13 protein-coding genes and 1 pseudogene are annotated in these 16,258 nt (G+C 51.6%); 7 read left to right on the forward strand and 7 right to left on the reverse strand.

Annotated elements, in window-relative coordinates:
- Positions 1-150 precede the first annotated feature (150 nt).
- Positions 151-717, reverse strand: coding sequence for a fimbrial protein (locus tag ACVHNU_RS14910; protein WP_473017677.1), 567 nt, complete (start codon positions 715-717; stop codon positions 151-153).
- A gap of 227 nt (positions 718-944) precedes the next feature.
- Here ACVHNU_RS14910 and ACVHNU_RS14915 point away from each other — a divergent pair, with 227 nt between their 5' ends.
- A complete protein-coding gene (locus tag ACVHNU_RS14915; RefSeq protein WP_473017678.1) occupies positions 945-2,156 on the forward strand; it encodes an EAL domain-containing protein in 1,212 nt (403 codons plus the stop codon).
- A 17-nt stretch (positions 2,157-2,173) separates the two neighbouring features.
- Here ACVHNU_RS14915 and ACVHNU_RS14920 read toward each other — a convergent pair whose 3' ends face one another.
- Together ACVHNU_RS14920 and ACVHNU_RS14925 are read right to left on the reverse strand one after the other, a co-directional pair.
- On the reverse strand, positions 2,174-2,656 hold the full coding sequence (locus ACVHNU_RS14920) for a hypothetical protein (RefSeq protein WP_473017679.1): 483 nt from the start codon (positions 2,654-2,656) through the stop codon (positions 2,174-2,176).
- Positions 2,653-3,549 (reverse strand): winged helix-turn-helix domain-containing protein, encoded by an 897-nt coding sequence (locus ACVHNU_RS14925; protein WP_473017680.1) that lies wholly within the window; start codon positions 3,547-3,549, stop codon positions 2,653-2,655. The genes ACVHNU_RS14920 and ACVHNU_RS14925 overlap by 4 nt, the downstream gene beginning before the upstream one ends.
- 597 nt (positions 3,550-4,146) lie before the next feature.
- Between ACVHNU_RS14925 and ACVHNU_RS14930 the strand changes: the two genes are divergently transcribed.
- Positions 4,147-5,784 (forward strand): two-partner secretion domain-containing protein, encoded by a 1,638-nt coding sequence (locus ACVHNU_RS14930; RefSeq protein WP_473017682.1) that lies wholly within the window; start codon positions 4,147-4,149, stop codon positions 5,782-5,784.
- Positions 5,785-5,954: 170 nt separating this feature from the next.
- Complete coding sequence (locus tag ACVHNU_RS14935; protein WP_473017683.1) at positions 5,955-7,694, forward strand: ShlB/FhaC/HecB family hemolysin secretion/activation protein; 1,740 nt, start codon at positions 5,955-5,957, stop codon at positions 7,692-7,694.
- Positions 7,695-7,737: 43 nt separating this feature from the next.
- On the opposite strand, the gene ACVHNU_RS14940 is transcribed toward ACVHNU_RS14935, so the two are convergent.
- Positions 7,738-8,529: a MipA/OmpV family protein gene (locus ACVHNU_RS14940; protein ID WP_473017684.1), complete on the reverse strand. Its 792-nt coding sequence runs from the start codon at positions 8,527-8,529 to the stop codon at positions 7,738-7,740.
- A 330-nt stretch (positions 8,530-8,859) separates the two neighbouring features.
- On the opposite strand from ACVHNU_RS14940, the gene ACVHNU_RS14945 reads away from it, so the two are divergent.
- The gene (locus ACVHNU_RS14945; protein ID WP_473017685.1) at positions 8,860-10,437 is read left to right on the forward strand and encodes a two-partner secretion domain-containing protein; all 1,578 of its coding nucleotides are present in this window, start codon (positions 8,860-8,862) and stop codon (positions 10,435-10,437) included.
- Positions 10,438-10,512: 75 nt separating this feature from the next.
- Here ACVHNU_RS14945 and ACVHNU_RS14950 read toward each other — a convergent pair whose 3' ends face one another.
- Positions 10,513-10,878, reverse strand: a complete 366-nt coding sequence (locus ACVHNU_RS14950; protein WP_473017686.1) for a histone-like nucleoid-structuring protein, MvaT/MvaU family — start codon at positions 10,876-10,878, stop codon at positions 10,513-10,515.
- 168 nt (positions 10,879-11,046) lie between these two features.
- A complete protein-coding gene (locus ACVHNU_RS14955; RefSeq protein ID WP_473017688.1) occupies positions 11,047-11,346 on the reverse strand; it encodes a hypothetical protein in 300 nt (99 codons plus the stop codon).
- Positions 11,347-11,783: 437 nt separating this feature from the next.
- Between ACVHNU_RS14955 and ACVHNU_RS14960 the strand changes: the two genes are divergently transcribed.
- The 3 genes and pseudogenes from ACVHNU_RS14960 to ACVHNU_RS14970 all read left to right on the forward strand — a co-directional run bounded on the left by ACVHNU_RS14960 (position 11,784) and on the right by ACVHNU_RS14970 (position 15,045).
- Positions 11,784-12,215: a LexA family protein gene (locus ACVHNU_RS14960; RefSeq protein ID WP_473017689.1), complete on the forward strand. Its 432-nt coding sequence runs from the start codon at positions 11,784-11,786 to the stop codon at positions 12,213-12,215.
- A complete protein-coding gene (gene umuC / locus ACVHNU_RS14965) occupies positions 12,202-13,434 on the forward strand; it encodes a translesion error-prone DNA polymerase V subunit UmuC (RefSeq protein WP_473017690.1) in 1,233 nt (410 codons plus the stop codon). Before ACVHNU_RS14960 ends, umuC begins: the two co-directional genes overlap by 14 nt.
- A 179-nt stretch (positions 13,435-13,613) precedes the next feature.
- Positions 13,614-15,045 (forward strand): annotated as a pseudogene (locus tag ACVHNU_RS14970) (IS1182 family transposase).
- A 257-nt stretch (positions 15,046-15,302) separates the two neighbouring features.
- On the opposite strand, the gene ACVHNU_RS14975 reads toward ACVHNU_RS14970, so the two are convergent.
- Complete coding sequence (locus ACVHNU_RS14975) at positions 15,303-16,202, reverse strand: LysR substrate-binding domain-containing protein (RefSeq protein WP_473017692.1); 900 nt, start codon at positions 16,200-16,202, stop codon at positions 15,303-15,305.
- Positions 16,203-16,258 lie beyond the last annotated feature (56 nt).

Consider the following 16,258-nt stretch of genomic DNA (forward strand, 5'->3'; position numbering starts at 1 on the left):
TTTCAGCCCTAACCATTTAAAAACCTCACAACTTAATTACTTCAACCACAACATCAACAAAAAAATAAACTTAATACATCACAGCAAATAAAAAAACATGAAAACCAAGCTGCAAGATTGTATTCACTTGCAGCCTGGCGACGAAATCAATTAATTGTAATTTAGATTAAAGTCAACCGTAGCATTGACAGTACCGGGCACCACCCCCCCCTGAGCAACGATAGAGCGGTAATTTACGCTATAATCCAGATCAACATTCTGCGTATCGATAGTTGTTACAGTACTTGCAGAACTATTGATAAAGACTGGATTAGTTAGTGCGTCAGTGATAACGAGACCAATTCCCGATGCTGCGTCTGCACCACCCTGGATAGCCAATACGTCGTTGCCCTCGGGTGAAGCGTCGCCGTTGAACGACACCCCAACGCCAGCGCTGATAGTAGAGTCACAATCCTCTAGACTGATTTTAAACTGGGTAGGTGTCGGGCCTAGAGTCCCATTCCCATTGTCTAGGGTGCCCACTTTGATTTGAGGCATAGCAACGGTCTGAGCAAGAGAAGCTGCAGAAACTGTGCAAGCACCTGCTACCACGTCACCAGTAAAATTCACGGTACCACCGTTCACGGTAACCGGGGCCGCTTGAGCAATACCGCCGATTGATGCCATCAACGCACCCAGCAAAGAAAGCATCGGTTTATTCATCAAACGCATTTCCATATTCCATATTCCCTTTGATAGAGGTTATGCCGCCATCGCTCTGAAGCCGGCAAAACGACTTTCGGCGAAGAATGCGCACCAGTTGAAGTCAAAAGCTGTGAATTATCCGCTCTCCCTCCTCTCGCTAGCGACAAATCTGTGATTAAAGATGAAATGCCGATTTTTGATTTTCGTCAATTATCTGCCATCTCTACCCTAGAGCGATTAAACATTTCAGGTAAATTTGAGTGAAAACTCTCAATCACGGAAAACTGGTCGGAGCCCTTCCCAAACTGCTGCCTCATGTCGCAAGGGGCTTGGGCACGATCAAACATCGCGCAGGGGCGCATCTTTACGCCATAGCGTTGCTCTTAACTGCAACCACTCTGGGTGCCTTTGCCTATGAGGCTGCAGAACACCTAGGCCTGCTTTACGCCGCTGACCGACTGCACTCAATCGTCGATCTTGATAACGGCAACTTCAGTACGATCAGCCCGGGCACCCTGGAAACGCTGAAAGCACTCGGTGATTTCCAGGCCGTGACACATTCCACCTCGTTACTGGCAACCACGTATGCGTATATTGAATACGCTATTGCTCTCTGCGTATTTCTATGTTCTTCGCTAATACTCGCCGCAGCTTTCAAGATTTTCCAAGTCATTCATGCGCGCTTGTTTTCGCTGCCCGCTCGTTTTCGTCAGGCCATGGCTATGCCCGACTCCGAAGAACTTAGGGTTCAATTTCAGCCGATCGTTGATATTAAAACTGGCCAATGGATTGGAGCAGAAGCATTGTTACGTTGGTCGATCAACGGACAACCACAGTCCCCAACGACCTTCATTCCTCTATTAGAAAAAGCAGGACAGATGCCACAGGTCACTCGTTGGCTCTGTACCCAAGTGGCGCAAGCTCATGCGAATTGGATTTGGGCTTGTGAGGATTTCTACATCACCATCAATTTGTCAGCGGATGACGTTATTGATCCTGAATTTCCTGGCTTCGTCGCTCAGCTGTGTAGCGACTACTCAATCGCCACTTCCCGCATCGTGTTTGAAGTCACTGAAGGGGTCTTGCTGGATGCTAACCGCGCGCGCCCGCAACTCATGAAATTACGTCAACAGGGCCATCTGATTGCTCTTGATGATTTTGGCACGGGCTATTCGAGCCTTTCGTACCTGGAAAACTTGCCCGCAGATATCGTCAAGCTTGATCGCTCGTTCATCACCAAGAATGAAAGCCATTCAGCCAATATGATTCTGTCGCATATCGTCAGCATGACCCGCAGCTTGGGCCTGAAGGTAATCGCGGAGGGCGTCGAGACTCATGAGCACGTCGCGCGACTTTGCGGCATGCAGGTCTACACCGCTCAGGGCTGGCTGTACTCTAAAGATCTAGCAGCAGAAGCCTTGGTTCGAGGCTTCTTTTCGGCAGATCACCCTGATTTGAACCGCGTGATCTAACACCAAATTCAATGAATTTAGGAACGCTCGGGGCCAAAGCAACGAACCGCATCCAGCTCTTTTAAATAGAAACATTGGCTCGGCCCCGTCACACTCAGCTTGTAAAAGGTAAGTTTGGACTGCGCAGCCGATAGATAGGAATAGTTGAACGCGATATCTCGATCAACCGCTGATTTGTTTTTTATCCATTGGTCATCACGTTTCTGATCCGTCACAAATCTCGCGTTGCCGAACAAACTGCCAGTCTGATTCATCGAAAAATTCTGACTGTCTTGATTGAATTTCACGAAGGCGTTCAGTTGATCATTGTGCGATTGCCAGCGCCTGTTGGCATCAAACACCTCCCCGTTGCTCATGATCATTATGCCTGATGCGAAATAAGTACCTTGCAGCACATAGCTGCGTGCGACGATCGTATACAGCACGTGTAGCACTATAAGCAGTAGTATCATTACAACCAAAACCAACCGAGTCCGTCCCAGAGCTTTGACTGTTTTCATTTCAGGCATTTTCCCAGTTGTTCATTCGTCAAGGCCGAGAGTTGCGATTTATGCACAAGGATGAATTCGACGGTCTTGCCCTGGTCTATACACACGAGCTCATAATAGCTGTGCATTTTGTTGAATATCACGGTTTCCGGCTGATCGATTAGCCCCCCAATCCGGTCACGAACCGCTCCTACGTCACCTTTTAATTCGTTAAGTTCCTGCGGGCTCTCAGATGTATACAACACGTCTAATTGTCCAACGTGTTCCTCATCGCTGAATAGGCCAGCATGAAACAGCAATGGCCAATCAACCCGCCACAACAACCAACCTGCAAGCACTACCGTAAAAATCATCAAATAATAATTGGCAAAGCGTGCGACCAAACGCACAAAACCCTTGTTTTTAGGGAGCGAAACATAGTCGTCCTCACTTCCTGGCGTCGGCTCCGGGCTAGCATTTGGATAAACCTCTATGGCTGGCAACACGTTCGTGTCAGTGAACGCAGGCCCCTCCTCGTCGTTGCAAAAAAAAGTGGAGTCAAATCGATAGCCCCGACGAGGAATCGTCTGCACCATGGCTCTTTGAGTATCGTCCCCCAATAGCTCGCGCAACCCGGAGATCGCCTGATTTAGGCTGTTCTGCCCTACTACGCGCTCTGCCCAAGCGAAAGCAAAAATCTCCTCTCGGGTAACAATCGTGTCAGCGCGGCTAATCAACAGCTCCAAAATTCGGCTGGCAGTGTAATTAAGCTCATGCTTTGTCCCCACTGCAGCTTCATAAATGGTCAACGTGTGCTGGGACGGCGAAAAGCGTGCCTGCCTAGTGCCTCCGTGGGTTCTGATGACGTAATGCTTGGTTTCCAATGCCACTTGGACGGTGTCGTCAGTGCTATCGCTTGACTGCATACAATTGATCCCCTGCGGCTGTCACCTGACAGCTAAGTCGCACTACGTGTACGCCAGAACCTTCGCCACGCACACGGTCAGACCGAGTATAGCCGGTATTGTTGCCGGCTATTTGCGCATGTGTGTTTCAAAATAGAGTCTACTCTGGCGCGATGGGTGGAAGCCTGGCACCGCAAATCTGTGCACCGGCCGTATGGGCCAAGCGAACGATTCGGGAAACGTAGCACGCTCGCTTGAATCTTCATGTTGACCCATTTTTTAGTCACAATCATCGCAAGTTTCGAGCCCGACTTCAGATAAATTTCGTGAAAACTGATCAATCATTCTCGTCCGCCCAATAGCGAATGCTTTCATGCGCACCAATTTGCAAAGCGTTAAAAATGCTCCTCCTTCCAAACTCCTCTCGTCCAGAAATGGCATATCGTTAATAGTTATGAGATTGAAGCTTTTCACTTTTTAATAATCGATTTCGAACCTACTGTGGCGTCGTCAACAGGGCAGTTGAAAAATCTAGGCCGTCTATCAATCAGTGTTAGATCAGGCGTTTGAGCAAGGATGTTCGTATATTCAATCCAATGACTACACAGGCAAGTTTTAATGTCGCTCAAACGCATGCGCTCTATCACCTCTACCAAAGCATTTTTCCCGACTACGCTGTGCCTTCTCAGTCTAGCCATTTTGCATGCTGCAGTGCCCGTCAACGCATCAGCCCAAGGTTTGCCCACCGGCGGCAATGTGGTTCACGGCCTAGCCAGCATTCAGCAGTCCGGCGGCAACATGCAGATCAGCCAAGCGACGACCAACGCTGTAATCAGCTGGAACGCGTTTCATGTTGGCAGTGGTAATGCCGTCGACTTCCAGGTGCCGGCCGGAGGTGCAACTCTCAACCAGATTTCCGGCGAGGCAAGCAAGATCGACGGCCAGCTAACGTCTAACGGTGCGCTGTTTCTGGTAAACCCGAACGGCGTGTTGTTTGGCAAGGGCACAAACGTCAATGTTGGTTCTATTGTGGCTACTACAAGCCATCTGAACGGCGATGATTTCATGGACGGTAAACGCGCCTTTACTGCCGGTGGTGACGGCAAAATCAGCAACGCAGGCACCATCACTGCCGGCTCGGGTGGCCATGTAGTACTGGCTGGAGCTGGTCGTATTGAGAACGCAGGCACGATTAATGTGCCGAATGGCTCTATCCAAATGGTCTCAGCCGATAAGTTCACATTGACTATGCCGACGCAGAATCCATTTCTGAATCTCACGCTGGATGGGACGGCTTCAGGTGGCATATCTAACTTTGGCTCATTGAATGCAGGCACTGTCAACTTGCAAACTGCGGGTATTGTGCTTTCTACAGGTACTATTCAAGCAAAAAGTATCAGCGCCCTAAAAGGCTCAGTCACAACCTCTGGGGGTGAACTGAACATCGCTGGCGATGTTATTTCGGACGGCGATATTAAATTAGACAGCACTGGCCTCACCCAAATCGTTAGCCAAAAAATTTCGGCCGGCAAGAACATAGAGGTGACATCAAAGGACGCAATCAACGTCGGGTTCTCCGAATGGAAGACTGAAAACGGTTCGATCAACCTAACCAGCAAAAGTCGCGTTGATTTATACGATACAAAATTAACCGCAACAGAAGGCAATATTGAAATAAACGGCACAGCTCAAGGCTACGTCGCTGGAGAAATGAGGGATTCCGGGGTCGAAATTCATAAATCAACACTCGCTGCTACCTCCGCGAACTCCGTGAAAGGTTATATTAACGTCACCGCCCAGGCGCTTCCCAATCATGCCCGTCACGTGCGAGGCGTAACTCTCTCAAACAATACCTTTACCGGCAATGGCATTCATGTTTATGGCCAAGGTATGACTGGTGTTCTCACCCACGGTACGAATACTCTTCGGGGTAAAAATATTTCGCTCAGCGGTTCGGGTGAACTTTTCGGCGCTAACAGCATTGGCATTACGTTGTCCGGAAACACTCAACTGATTGCTGATAACGCGCTCAGCATTTCAGGCCTCGGCGGTAGAGCCGGTGTGTGGTTTGATGACAAAACTCTTATAAATAGCCCGCAAACTGTAGTGTCGGGTTATCAAACCGGTTTGAACAATGATCCACTCGGTGCAGTTGGCATCAAATTTAAAGGTCAACTGGAACTTCAGAATAGTGGCCTCGGCGCCATCAACGTATTCAACAGCGACGGTCAACAAGTCATCCCGCCGGCAATCTGATCCCGAACCTCAGGATTTGAAGCATTCGTGTCACTCATTTCTATGAGTTCGCACACTTCACCTGAATAACGCCTGAGCCTGTGCGAAACACAGGCTCAGACTATTCACTAGCGATAAATTTCGCTACTAACTCGCCACGTCCAGCTTGCTCACGCACTTGGATTACGTAAATGATGAAACTCGATTATTTCTCGTCGCGTCCCGTGTTGGCTGCAACGACGATTATTGTCTTCCTGTCGGCCAGTTTCGAGGCTTCAGTACAGGCTTCGCCGTTGTCGACTCCTTCTGCCGGTTCGTTGGGCAACCAGCTAAATCAGGAGTCACTACGTCAATTACCTTCCCGCCCTTCTGAAGCAGCAACATTGCAGGCCCAACGCGAGCAGCCACCCGAAGAGGAAGATGCAACCGAAACGGTAAGCTTCGAGCGAGTCCGCTTCGAAGGAGCCCAAGTACTCAAAGAAGCAGAGCTCACACAAGTGGTCAGTCCTTGGACTCATCGGGACGTCAACATGGAGCAGCTTCGCGCCATGACGGCCGCTGTCGAAAAGGCATATCACTTACGCGGCTACATGGCTGTCAGTGTCATTCTGCCAATGCAGACTTTGCAGGACGGCGTACTTGAAGTGGTGGTAACGGAAGGAAAATACCAACAGCCGATAGTGAGTACCCACACCGAACGAGAACAGCCATTTTTTCAACGTATGGTGAATCGTGCTACTTGCAATGAAGCGTGCGAAGGACAAACGGTGATCAAGACGGCAGAGGTCGATCGAGCATTGTATCTGCTCAACGATGTGCCCGGTGTCCGTGCTCGGGGTTCCCTGCAAGCTGGCGAAATGCCTGGAACAAGTCTGCTGTTAGTGGATGTTGCGCCTATCAAGTCGCTCGGCGCCTACGTCAACTTGAACAACCACGGCAACCCATTCACCGGCCGCGCAGTCCTCAACGTCGGCGGACAACTCAATTCTTCGCTTCTCACCGGCGATCAATTGATGCTTGATGCCGTAAGCAGCCTGGAGGGATTACGCCATTCAACCGGATTACAACAGATTGCGGCGAACTACAGCATGCCGGTCGGGGCCATGGGTACTCGTATCGGTGCAGGCTATAGCCACCTTGATTATCGTTTAAACCAACAGTTCAGGTTGTTGGGTGCGGAGGGTACTGCCGACAGCTCCACGATCTGGATAAACCATCCGGTATGGCTATCGCATAAAGGTCGTATGGATGTGCGGCTCACCCATGAGCAATCACGATACATTGACGATCGAACAAAATTTCACTATGTCAGCGAGCGCGATGTTGATACGACGACACTCGACCTCTCAGGCAACCTGTATGGCGATCGCCAAATCACCGGATGGCGTCTGTCGTCGTCCTTCGGCAATCTGGCCACACACAATCCAATTGATCAATTGGCTGACAGCCTTACCCGAAAAAGTCTGGGTGGATTTACGCGCTACCGTCTGGACACTTTTGGTTTAAAAGGTCTAGGTGATGGTTGGGAACTGTACGGCGCACTACGCGGCCAAAAGGCCAACCGTAACCTGGACAGTTCACAAGGTTTGGTGCTGGGTGGGCCCAATGCCGTACGCGCCTTTAGCGTCAACTCACCCTCCGTCGATGAGGGATGGCAAGGCAGTCTGGAAACGCGCTACCGCTACGAGGCTTTAGGTGCGCAGTGGGCCATAGCTGGCTTCTTTGATGCAGCCGAGGGACAGTTGAACCGAAAGCCATGGGGTGTCGGTAACGATACCCATGTACGCATGAGCGGCGCTGGCGCTTACCTTTCTGGTTTGTTCGCACAGCAATACAACACACGACTGACCTACGCGCAGCCATTGAAAGACAATCTCGGCGGGCCCGTTGATAGTCATCAGATCTGGCTAGATGTTTCCGCAGTCTTCTAAGGGGCATAGGGAGGGAAGAAACACTCCCCCTCCCGCATTGTTATTAGAAGGCGTACGCAACCTGGCCTATCAATGATTGCTGTAAGCGCTGTTGAACCACCGGACTTTGCGCCACGTCGTTACTTAAATAGCGCAAATCCAGCCCTGTCAGAAATGTGAAAGAGCGATCGAACATAGGCAAACTCCAGGTCATATTGAAGCTATTACTGACCAGCCCTCCTTTCGTCTTGTAGGCCTTCGCTCCACTGCGAGCGGCTTGCGCCTGACTTACGCCGTACCATGTGCGTATATAGTCAGAGTCGCCGAGTTGCGCACCGGCACCGGCATCTAAACGGCCGAACGGGCCTTCATAAACGTTATGGGTGAAACTCAGTTCCAGCTTACTGTAAGACCAGCCAGTATCGCGGTCGCCGTCCTTCTCTAAAGCATGCTCCAATGTGGCTTCCAATGTATTGGAGCCCAACACGTACTTGGAGGCAAATCCCCACTGGGGGCGCGAGTGAATGGTACCCATGCCCTTTAAATGATCGGAACCTTTAAACGTAGACATTCGGTCACGTCGATCTGAGCTGGGGCCTATGTAGACACTGGAACTGAAATCGCTGCTACCGATACCCCATCCAAGTCCTTTTTCGGTATCCAAAAAAAAACCAAATGGGGTGCGCAAACCAGCACCCAGCATCGGAACGGTTACCTGCTGATTACTACCGCTGTAACGTGGCACGCTGGCGGCGCCGATACGTACGTTGTAATTCCAGTCATCTGCGAGCAGCGCATCGCAAACCAGTAGAAGGCTCAGTGCCCCCAATGGCAAGCGCTGTAAATGGGAGGCCATGTAATTTTCCACATAAAGGTTATTGGCAAGCGTTTATTGCCAGCTCGCAGACGAAATAAATGCGCCTACACGCGGCAGCGTGAATATCAATAGTTGGTCTCGCCTTGGCAACGCAAAAACAATAATTTAGGCAGATTCACTTATTTTACGATGCATTCAACAGGATCGTGACTCTAACAAACTGCTCTGAGCGTTACTGCAGAAAAGACGTCTTTGTGAAACTCAATAATTGCCAGTTATTGAGTTGCCGAAAATGAGGGCGTGTCCAAAAGTAGGGTTGGAGCAGATTCGCTATTTCTGCTCTACGAACTCAACTCCAAGGATTATCCGATGCCATTTGCTTTTTCTAAACCAGCGACTTTCGCGCTTCTATCCATTGCCATAGCACAAGCTCATGCCGCCAGTTTGCCAACCGCTGGTCATGTAACCCACGGTCAAGCCGCAATTAACCAGAACGCAGGCGCCATGCAGATCCAGCAGGGGACGTCGAATGCCGTAATTAACTGGGGCTCATTTGATATTGCTGCCGGAAACTCCGTAAGCTTTCAGGTTCCAACCGGCGGCGCTACCCTGAATCAGATTTCCGGCCCAGCCAGCCAGATCAACGGAAGCCTGACGTCCAATGGTGCGCTTTTCCTGGTTAATCCCAATGGCACTTTGTTCGGCTCCAGCGCGAGTGTTAACGTCGGCTCGCTGGTCAACAGCACCAGCTCGCTGGACTCGCAAAAGTTCATGAACGGGCAATTGGAATTTGCGACCGCAGGCCAAGGCACCATTACCAATACCGGTAACATCACCGCAAGCAAAGGCGGCTACGTGGTACTAGCTGGCGCAGGCACACTTATCAATCAGGGCACCATTACCGCTCCCGATGGAACGATTCAGATGGTCTCGGCTGAGAAATTTACCCTGACGCAACCTACCAATAACCCCTTTCTGTCGATCAAAATCGACGGTCAGGCATACGCTAACTCCCAAGTCCTGAATGGCGGCAAGTTGGCTGCCGGTACTGTAGTACTCAAAGCAGAACAGGGAATGGTGAGCCACACTGGGCATATCCAGGCGGCCTCCACGCGTGATTTGGCCGTAGAGGTATCAGGGCAACGTTTGAATATCGAGGGTTCGGTATTATCTGACGGCGGTGTAAAAGTAAAAAGCAGTGGTACAACTTCAATCGTCAACGCCGAACTAACTGCAGCACAGAACATCTCGGTCACTGCCGACGATAAACTGCAGATCAGAGGCTCCCAAATTAACAGCGGAAAGGGCACCACACGCCTTACGAGTGAAAGAAACGTAGAATTGACGGACTCGCATATCTACAGCAAAGACGGAGGCATCTATCTGTCTGGATACAGCATGGGAGGCGGTGACGCTGTAGCTATTACTGACTCGTCACTATACGCTTCCGCCTCTAATAAAAATGATTCGACTATCGGCATTTTTGGCAATAATAGTAACGAATCGTATGGCTACGGTATTAATTTGAAGGGGTCGTCATTGACAAGTCACCGCATGACTATCAAGGGTGCTGGATTGAGTGGCGTTTTAATCGACGACAAAAATGATATTACCGCGACCAACAGCCTTTCTATCTCCGGCAGTAGCGGTGGCGCAGGCGGCGACATTAATACCGGCTTGGTTTTCAAAGGCAGTAACAAGCTGGTTGCGTATAACCGCATGAACATTGAAGGCGAGGCAGGTCTAGGCGGAGTTATCTTCACCGCGGGCTCCAATACCACACTGAGCTCACCCGAAACAATGGTGATGGGTAACAGTTATCGCATTCCTGACAAAGAAGATTTGGGTATCGAGTTTCATGGGCAGATCAATACTTCGGAAGGCGGAGCAGGTATGCCTGCTCAGTTCATCAGTAATGGGTTTGTAGTGAAACCTCGGATGCTCTGATCGAACGCTACTTTCCAAGCATTTGAATCCGCGCAAACTAAACAGGGCCCTCATAGGGCCCTGTTTAGTTTAATATCAGTGGCTCAGCCAAGATTCGACGGTTTCAGCGCCGTGCTTGGTTTTCCATTCTTTCAAACCTCTGTGATTACCACCCTTGGTTTCGATAACCTCCCCAGTATGAGGGTTTTTATAAACCTTCACTTGGCGAGCCTTACGAGTGCCAGCTTTCGGCGCTATAGCTAGAGAGCGACGACCTGCTTGTGGATCAAGCAAATTGATCACATCCAGAAGGCTATAGCCGTATTCGGCAAGCAAGGCACGCAGCTTGGTTTCGAATTCGATTTCTTTCTTGAGACCAACATCTCCCTTCAGTGCTTCCAAGGCTTGAAGCTGTTCGGCGAGGTGTTTTTCGAGCTGACGGAATTCGGCAAGTTTGGACATGGAGATTCTCGATGTGATTAATACCTAGAGTCTACACCATAAATCACGAGGCGCACTTACAAGGAGTGGCGCCTGAGGCCTTACACCAGGCCAGCCCATATTAATATCTGATTCCAAGCGACATTAGGTCTCGGATTGATTCCTTGTGTATGGCCGAAACTCCTTTTCTTATAGATGAGTATCCGCCTCCTCAGCCGGATAAAACTCCCCCTCCTTCCCCATCCTTTTTAGCTGTTCGCGCACGATCAACTCAACGCTAGCAACTGCGGCTTGATCTTCAGGATTGACCAACTGCAAGCACAAGCGTCGGACATTCTGATCGTGGGTGCCCTCGCTCATCATCTCGTGGGTGAAGACTTGTTCGCCACGCCAAAGGCATAGCTGGGTATGAGTTTCGCAGAGCCATATCTCGTTGATTGATCTTAGGTCGGTGGTAGCCAGTTGATCGACGGTGATTGCCTTATCCATTGCTCTGTACCTTACCAGTAAACATGCACAGGTAGACTTAGAGGCACAGGGGGCGTTCCAATTGCCGGCAATTCACTCGAGTAGCCGTCTCCCAGACTGCAGCTGAAATTAAAATCGTCGTCTTGGGTTAGCGAGCGGGACTGAACTAAATGCGCCTCATATAACCTCATCGACACTCCAAGCCCCTCCCACTGAGCGGATAATTTCCACCACCATAGAAAGCTCGACGTTGTACCCCTCGACTGGCTAGACGTCATAGCCGTTCATCACCAGCTACCTTGGCGCAAGCTCCTTGAGGTAGTGATCCATCGATTCGTAGATCGAGTAGCGCCCGCACATGGTGTCACCCGTCGAATTGTCGTACCTATGAGATTGACCGCAAGCGAGCCAAATCGTTAACTGTATGTATATACAGTTAACTTCCTAAGGCTTGCATCATGAGCATCACCATCCTCGGCCCTCTAGCGTCTGGCGGTAGGAAGCTGCCTCTCTATTCATCCAGGGTGCCGGCAGGCTTTCCCTCCCCTGCGGCTGATCACATCGAAAAACACATTTCCCTCGATGAGCTGTTCGATATCCGCGCGCCGCACGTGTACCTGGTGAGAATTGATGGAGACAGCATGCAGGGCGCCGGAATTTATTCAGGGGATTTGGTGGTCGTTGATCGGAGCATCGATGCGGTCAGCGGCGACATAGTCATCGCAGCGCTGAACTCGGAGCCATTCTGCAAGCGCCTGCTTCTGCGTGAGAACGCCGTGATGCTCGTATCGGAGAACCCAAAATATCCGGCAAGGCATGTCATGGAGGGCGAGGAGCTGGTGATCTGGGGTGTGGTGAAATACAGCGTGCGCGATCATGACAATACGTGAGCCCGTCTTCGCCCTGATTGACTGCAACAGCTTCTACGCGAGCTGCGAGCGCGTCTTCAGGCCCGACTTGGCGAAGACGCCAATCGTGGTGCTATCCAACAACGACGGCTGTGTGATCGCGCGCAGCTATGACGCCAAGCCTTTCGTGAAAATGGGCCAGCCGTACTTCCAAATCAAAGACCACCTGCGTAGGAACGGGATCGTAGCGTTCAGCAGTAATTACGCTTTATACGGCGACATGAGCGAACGCGTCATGACGATCATCGAATCGATGGTGCCAGCGCTTGAGGTCTACAGCATCGATGAAGCGTTTGCCGATCTGACTGGCGTCCCTGGAGATCTGTCTGCGTTTGGTCGGCAAATGCGCTCTAGTCTTCTCAAGCGTACGGGCATCCCTGTCGGGGTTGGTATTGCCCGCACCAAGACACTGGCCAAACTCGCCAACCACACCGCCAAACGTCTGTTGGATATCACCGGCGGCGTGGTCGATCTGTGCGATCCGTTCAAGCGGGACTGGACGCTGCGCAATACCAATGTTGGAGAGGTCTGGGGCATCGGCAGGCGCATGAAAACTCACCTGGAAATGATGGGCATCAAGTCGGCCATGGATTTAGCGAAAGCCGACCCCTGGATGCTTCGCCAGAAATTCAGTGTGGTGATCGAGAAGACTGCTCGCGAGCTTGCCGGCACCTCATGTCTGGAATTGGGCGAGGCTGACCCACCCAAGCAGGAGATTTGCTGTAGCAGGATGTTCGGCACCCGACTCACGCAGATCGAGCCGATCAAGGAGGCCGTCGCCACCTACACCCAACGCGCGGCGGAAAAGCTAAGAGCGCAAAACTCGCTGTGCAAGAAGATCCGCGTGAGCATCAGGACAGGCATGTTCAATCCCGAAGAAGCGAAGTATGCGAACGGCGCACTGGTCGAACTACCCTACCCGACAAACGATGTTCGACTCATAACCAAGGCTGCGACCGAAGCGGTCAATCGCCTCTTCCGACCGGGCTTCAAGTACAGCAAGGCGGAGGTTCTGCTGATGGATCTCCGACAACCTGGCGAGTTCACTGACGATTTGTTCGCGCATTCGCAGCCAGTGATGGCCGACAAGGTAATGAGCGTTCTGGATGAAATCAATGGCCGTTGGGGAAAGGGAGTTATCCGGCTAGCCAGCGTGCCGGCGGCGCCCGATTGGGCAATGCGCCGGGAGTTGATGAGTTAGAGCTATACGACGAAGGTTGATCAGTTGTGGACGGTTAGAGCCCAGTAGCGATGACGAGATGTGCATCTGCAGCTTAGAAAATGCGCTGCCTTCAACGACTGCTTACGGCCCAGAGTGTGTAAAAACGCCTCCGCGAACCCTTGCTATGATTTCTGAGGATTTCATCGCAAGGATCGCCCATGAAGCGCTTTATCCAAAGTGAACATCGAGGCCAAGGCACCTTACTTCCCGAGAGCCTCGACGACTACGTCAGCGATACCAATCCGGTGCGCGTAGTCGACGTTTTTGTCGGCGAACTCGACCTGGTCAATCTGGGTTTTGAAGATGCCATTCCAGCCGGCACTGGCCGGCCTGCTTACCACCCCGCGATCTTGCTGAAGATCTACATCTACGGCTATCTCAACCGCATCCAGTCGAGCCGACGTTTGGAGCGAGAAGCCCAACGCAACGTCGAGCTGATGTGGCTGACCGGGCGTTCGATGACGGACTTTAAGACGATCGCCAACTTCCGAAAAGACAACAGCAAGGCCATTCGAGGCGTCTGTCGCCAGTTCGTTGTGCTGTGTCAGCAGTTGGGATTATTCGGAGAATAATCTGGTCGCGATCGATGGCAGTAAGTTCAAAGCCGTCAACAACCGCGACCGCAATTTCACCAGCGCGAAGCTGAAACGGCGCATGGAAGAAGTTGAATCGAGTATCAATCGTTACCTGGCAGCACTCGATGCTGCTGATCGGCAAGAACCTCCATCTTCCGAACCCAGTGCCGTGTGGCTGGAAGAGAAAATCGCCAAGCTCAAAACTCAAATGAAGGAGCTTCAGGCGATCGAAATCCAGCTCAATGAATCACCAGATAAACAGGTCTCACTGACCGATCCAGACAGCCGATCCATGATGACACGCGGCACGGGAATTGTTGGCTATAACGTGCAGACAGCGGTCGACACGCAGCACCATTTGATCGTTGCGCATGAGGTGACCAACGTTGGTTCCGACCGCGATCAACTCAGCTCGATGGCTAAGCAAGCCCGCGAGGCGATGGCGTCAGAAACGTTGTCGGTGGTAGCTGACCGAGGTTACTTCAAAAGCGAACAAATCCTCGCTTGTCACGATGCCGGTATCACCGCCTATGTGCCCAAACCGATGACCTCTGGAGCCAAGGCTGACGGGCGTTTCAATAACGATGCCTTCATCTATGACGCGGCAAAAAACGAATACATTTGCCCGGCTGGCGAGGCGCTGGTCTGGCACTACTCCTACGTTGAAAAAGGCCTGAATTTGCATCGTTACTGGAGTTCGAAATGCCAGAGCTGCGCGTTGAAGTCGCAATGCACCCCGAGCACGGAACGACGAGTTCGACGCTGGGAGCATGAAGCTGTATTGGAGGAAATGCAGCTTAGGCTGAGCAAAGCACCGGAGATGATGCGCGTCCGAAAACGGACTATTGAGCATCCCTTCGGGACGCTCAAACAATGGATGGGTGCAACGCACTTCCTGACACGAAAGCTGGCCGGGGTGAGCGCGGAGATGAGCTTGAATGTGCTCGTCTACAAATTGAAACGGGTCATGAAAATCATTGGTGCTAACGGTTTAATGAAGGCGCTGTCGGCATAAAAAAGGCTGGTTTTGGCCCATTCCAGAGGCTCTAAAAACAACGTTACGTGTTCCAGGTCGCGACCGGTGCGACTCGAAGCATTGACCGTGCGATCGCTCAGCCAACGAACGTCAATGGCTCAAGACGATCAGGTTATGAGCGTTTTTACACACTCTGGGCCGGTTTCTGCCTGTCGTGAAGGGCTGGAGTCGACCCACTGTTGCCCTTCATTGGAGAACCTGAATCAGTACAAAAGGGACGTCTGCGTCCTTTGGTTTTAAAAGGCGAAGCTTTTACTCAATAACCCGAGAAGCCTCGACCGAACCCTCATTGGCGGTGTATGAGCCGGGCCAGGCTTCGACAGCAGGAAGAATCTCAGCGGGCTTGGGCAGCTCAATTCCTCCAATGCGACCAATTGTCCGTTGAATGCATCAAGAGAGTGAATCGCCGGATTCCAAAGTGCGATGCCCAATCCTGAGCGGGCGGCTTCGATTGCCTGGGCGTAGTCGCCCATCACCCTGTCGATGGGCTTCGAAGTCAGGCGTTTGCCATGATGGCCCATCCATGCTCGCCAAAGTGTCGTGTCGCCGGTGTGTAGCAGCGCAGCATCCTGTATTAAAGACAACGGTTGTTCGTTCATGGCGAGAACTTCGGGCGACGCCACAGGGCAAAGCGACTCCTCGAATAGTGGCTCCTCATCCCCGTCATTCCATTGTCCGCGCCCGTATCTGATGGCCAGATCGACCTCCCCTGAGGAAAGGCTGGCATTCAAAGCAGAGGTGACCAGCTCTAGACGTAAATCCTGAGTCGTACCTTCGAGTTCGGTCAGGCGCGGGATCATCCAGAAACGCGCGAAGGACGGCGTAGTGGCCAATCTGACGATGGGCAAGGTATGGCCGACGGGCCGGGGCTGTCGCGATTGTTTGAGTTGGTCAAAGGCATGAGCGACTTTGGCCAGCGCTATTTGCCCAGTGGCCGTCACGGTGACACCGCGCGCATGGCGGTCGAACAGGGAGCATTGAAACCATTTTTCAGCCATTTCCACGCGTCGGCTGATGGTCGCATGTGTAACTTCCAGTTCCGCTGCTGCCGCAGTGAAGGAACCTGTACTAGCGGCGGCAAGGGCAGCTTGCAGGGCTTCGAAAGGAGGGAAAATATCGTCTGAGCTGTACGTCATATGCACAGCTTAGGGATAAGCAGTGCTATAGGTCAACAGCCAGCAGGTTTTTATGC

Source organism: Pseudomonas sp. Ors-4-3C (assembly GCF_055755035.1).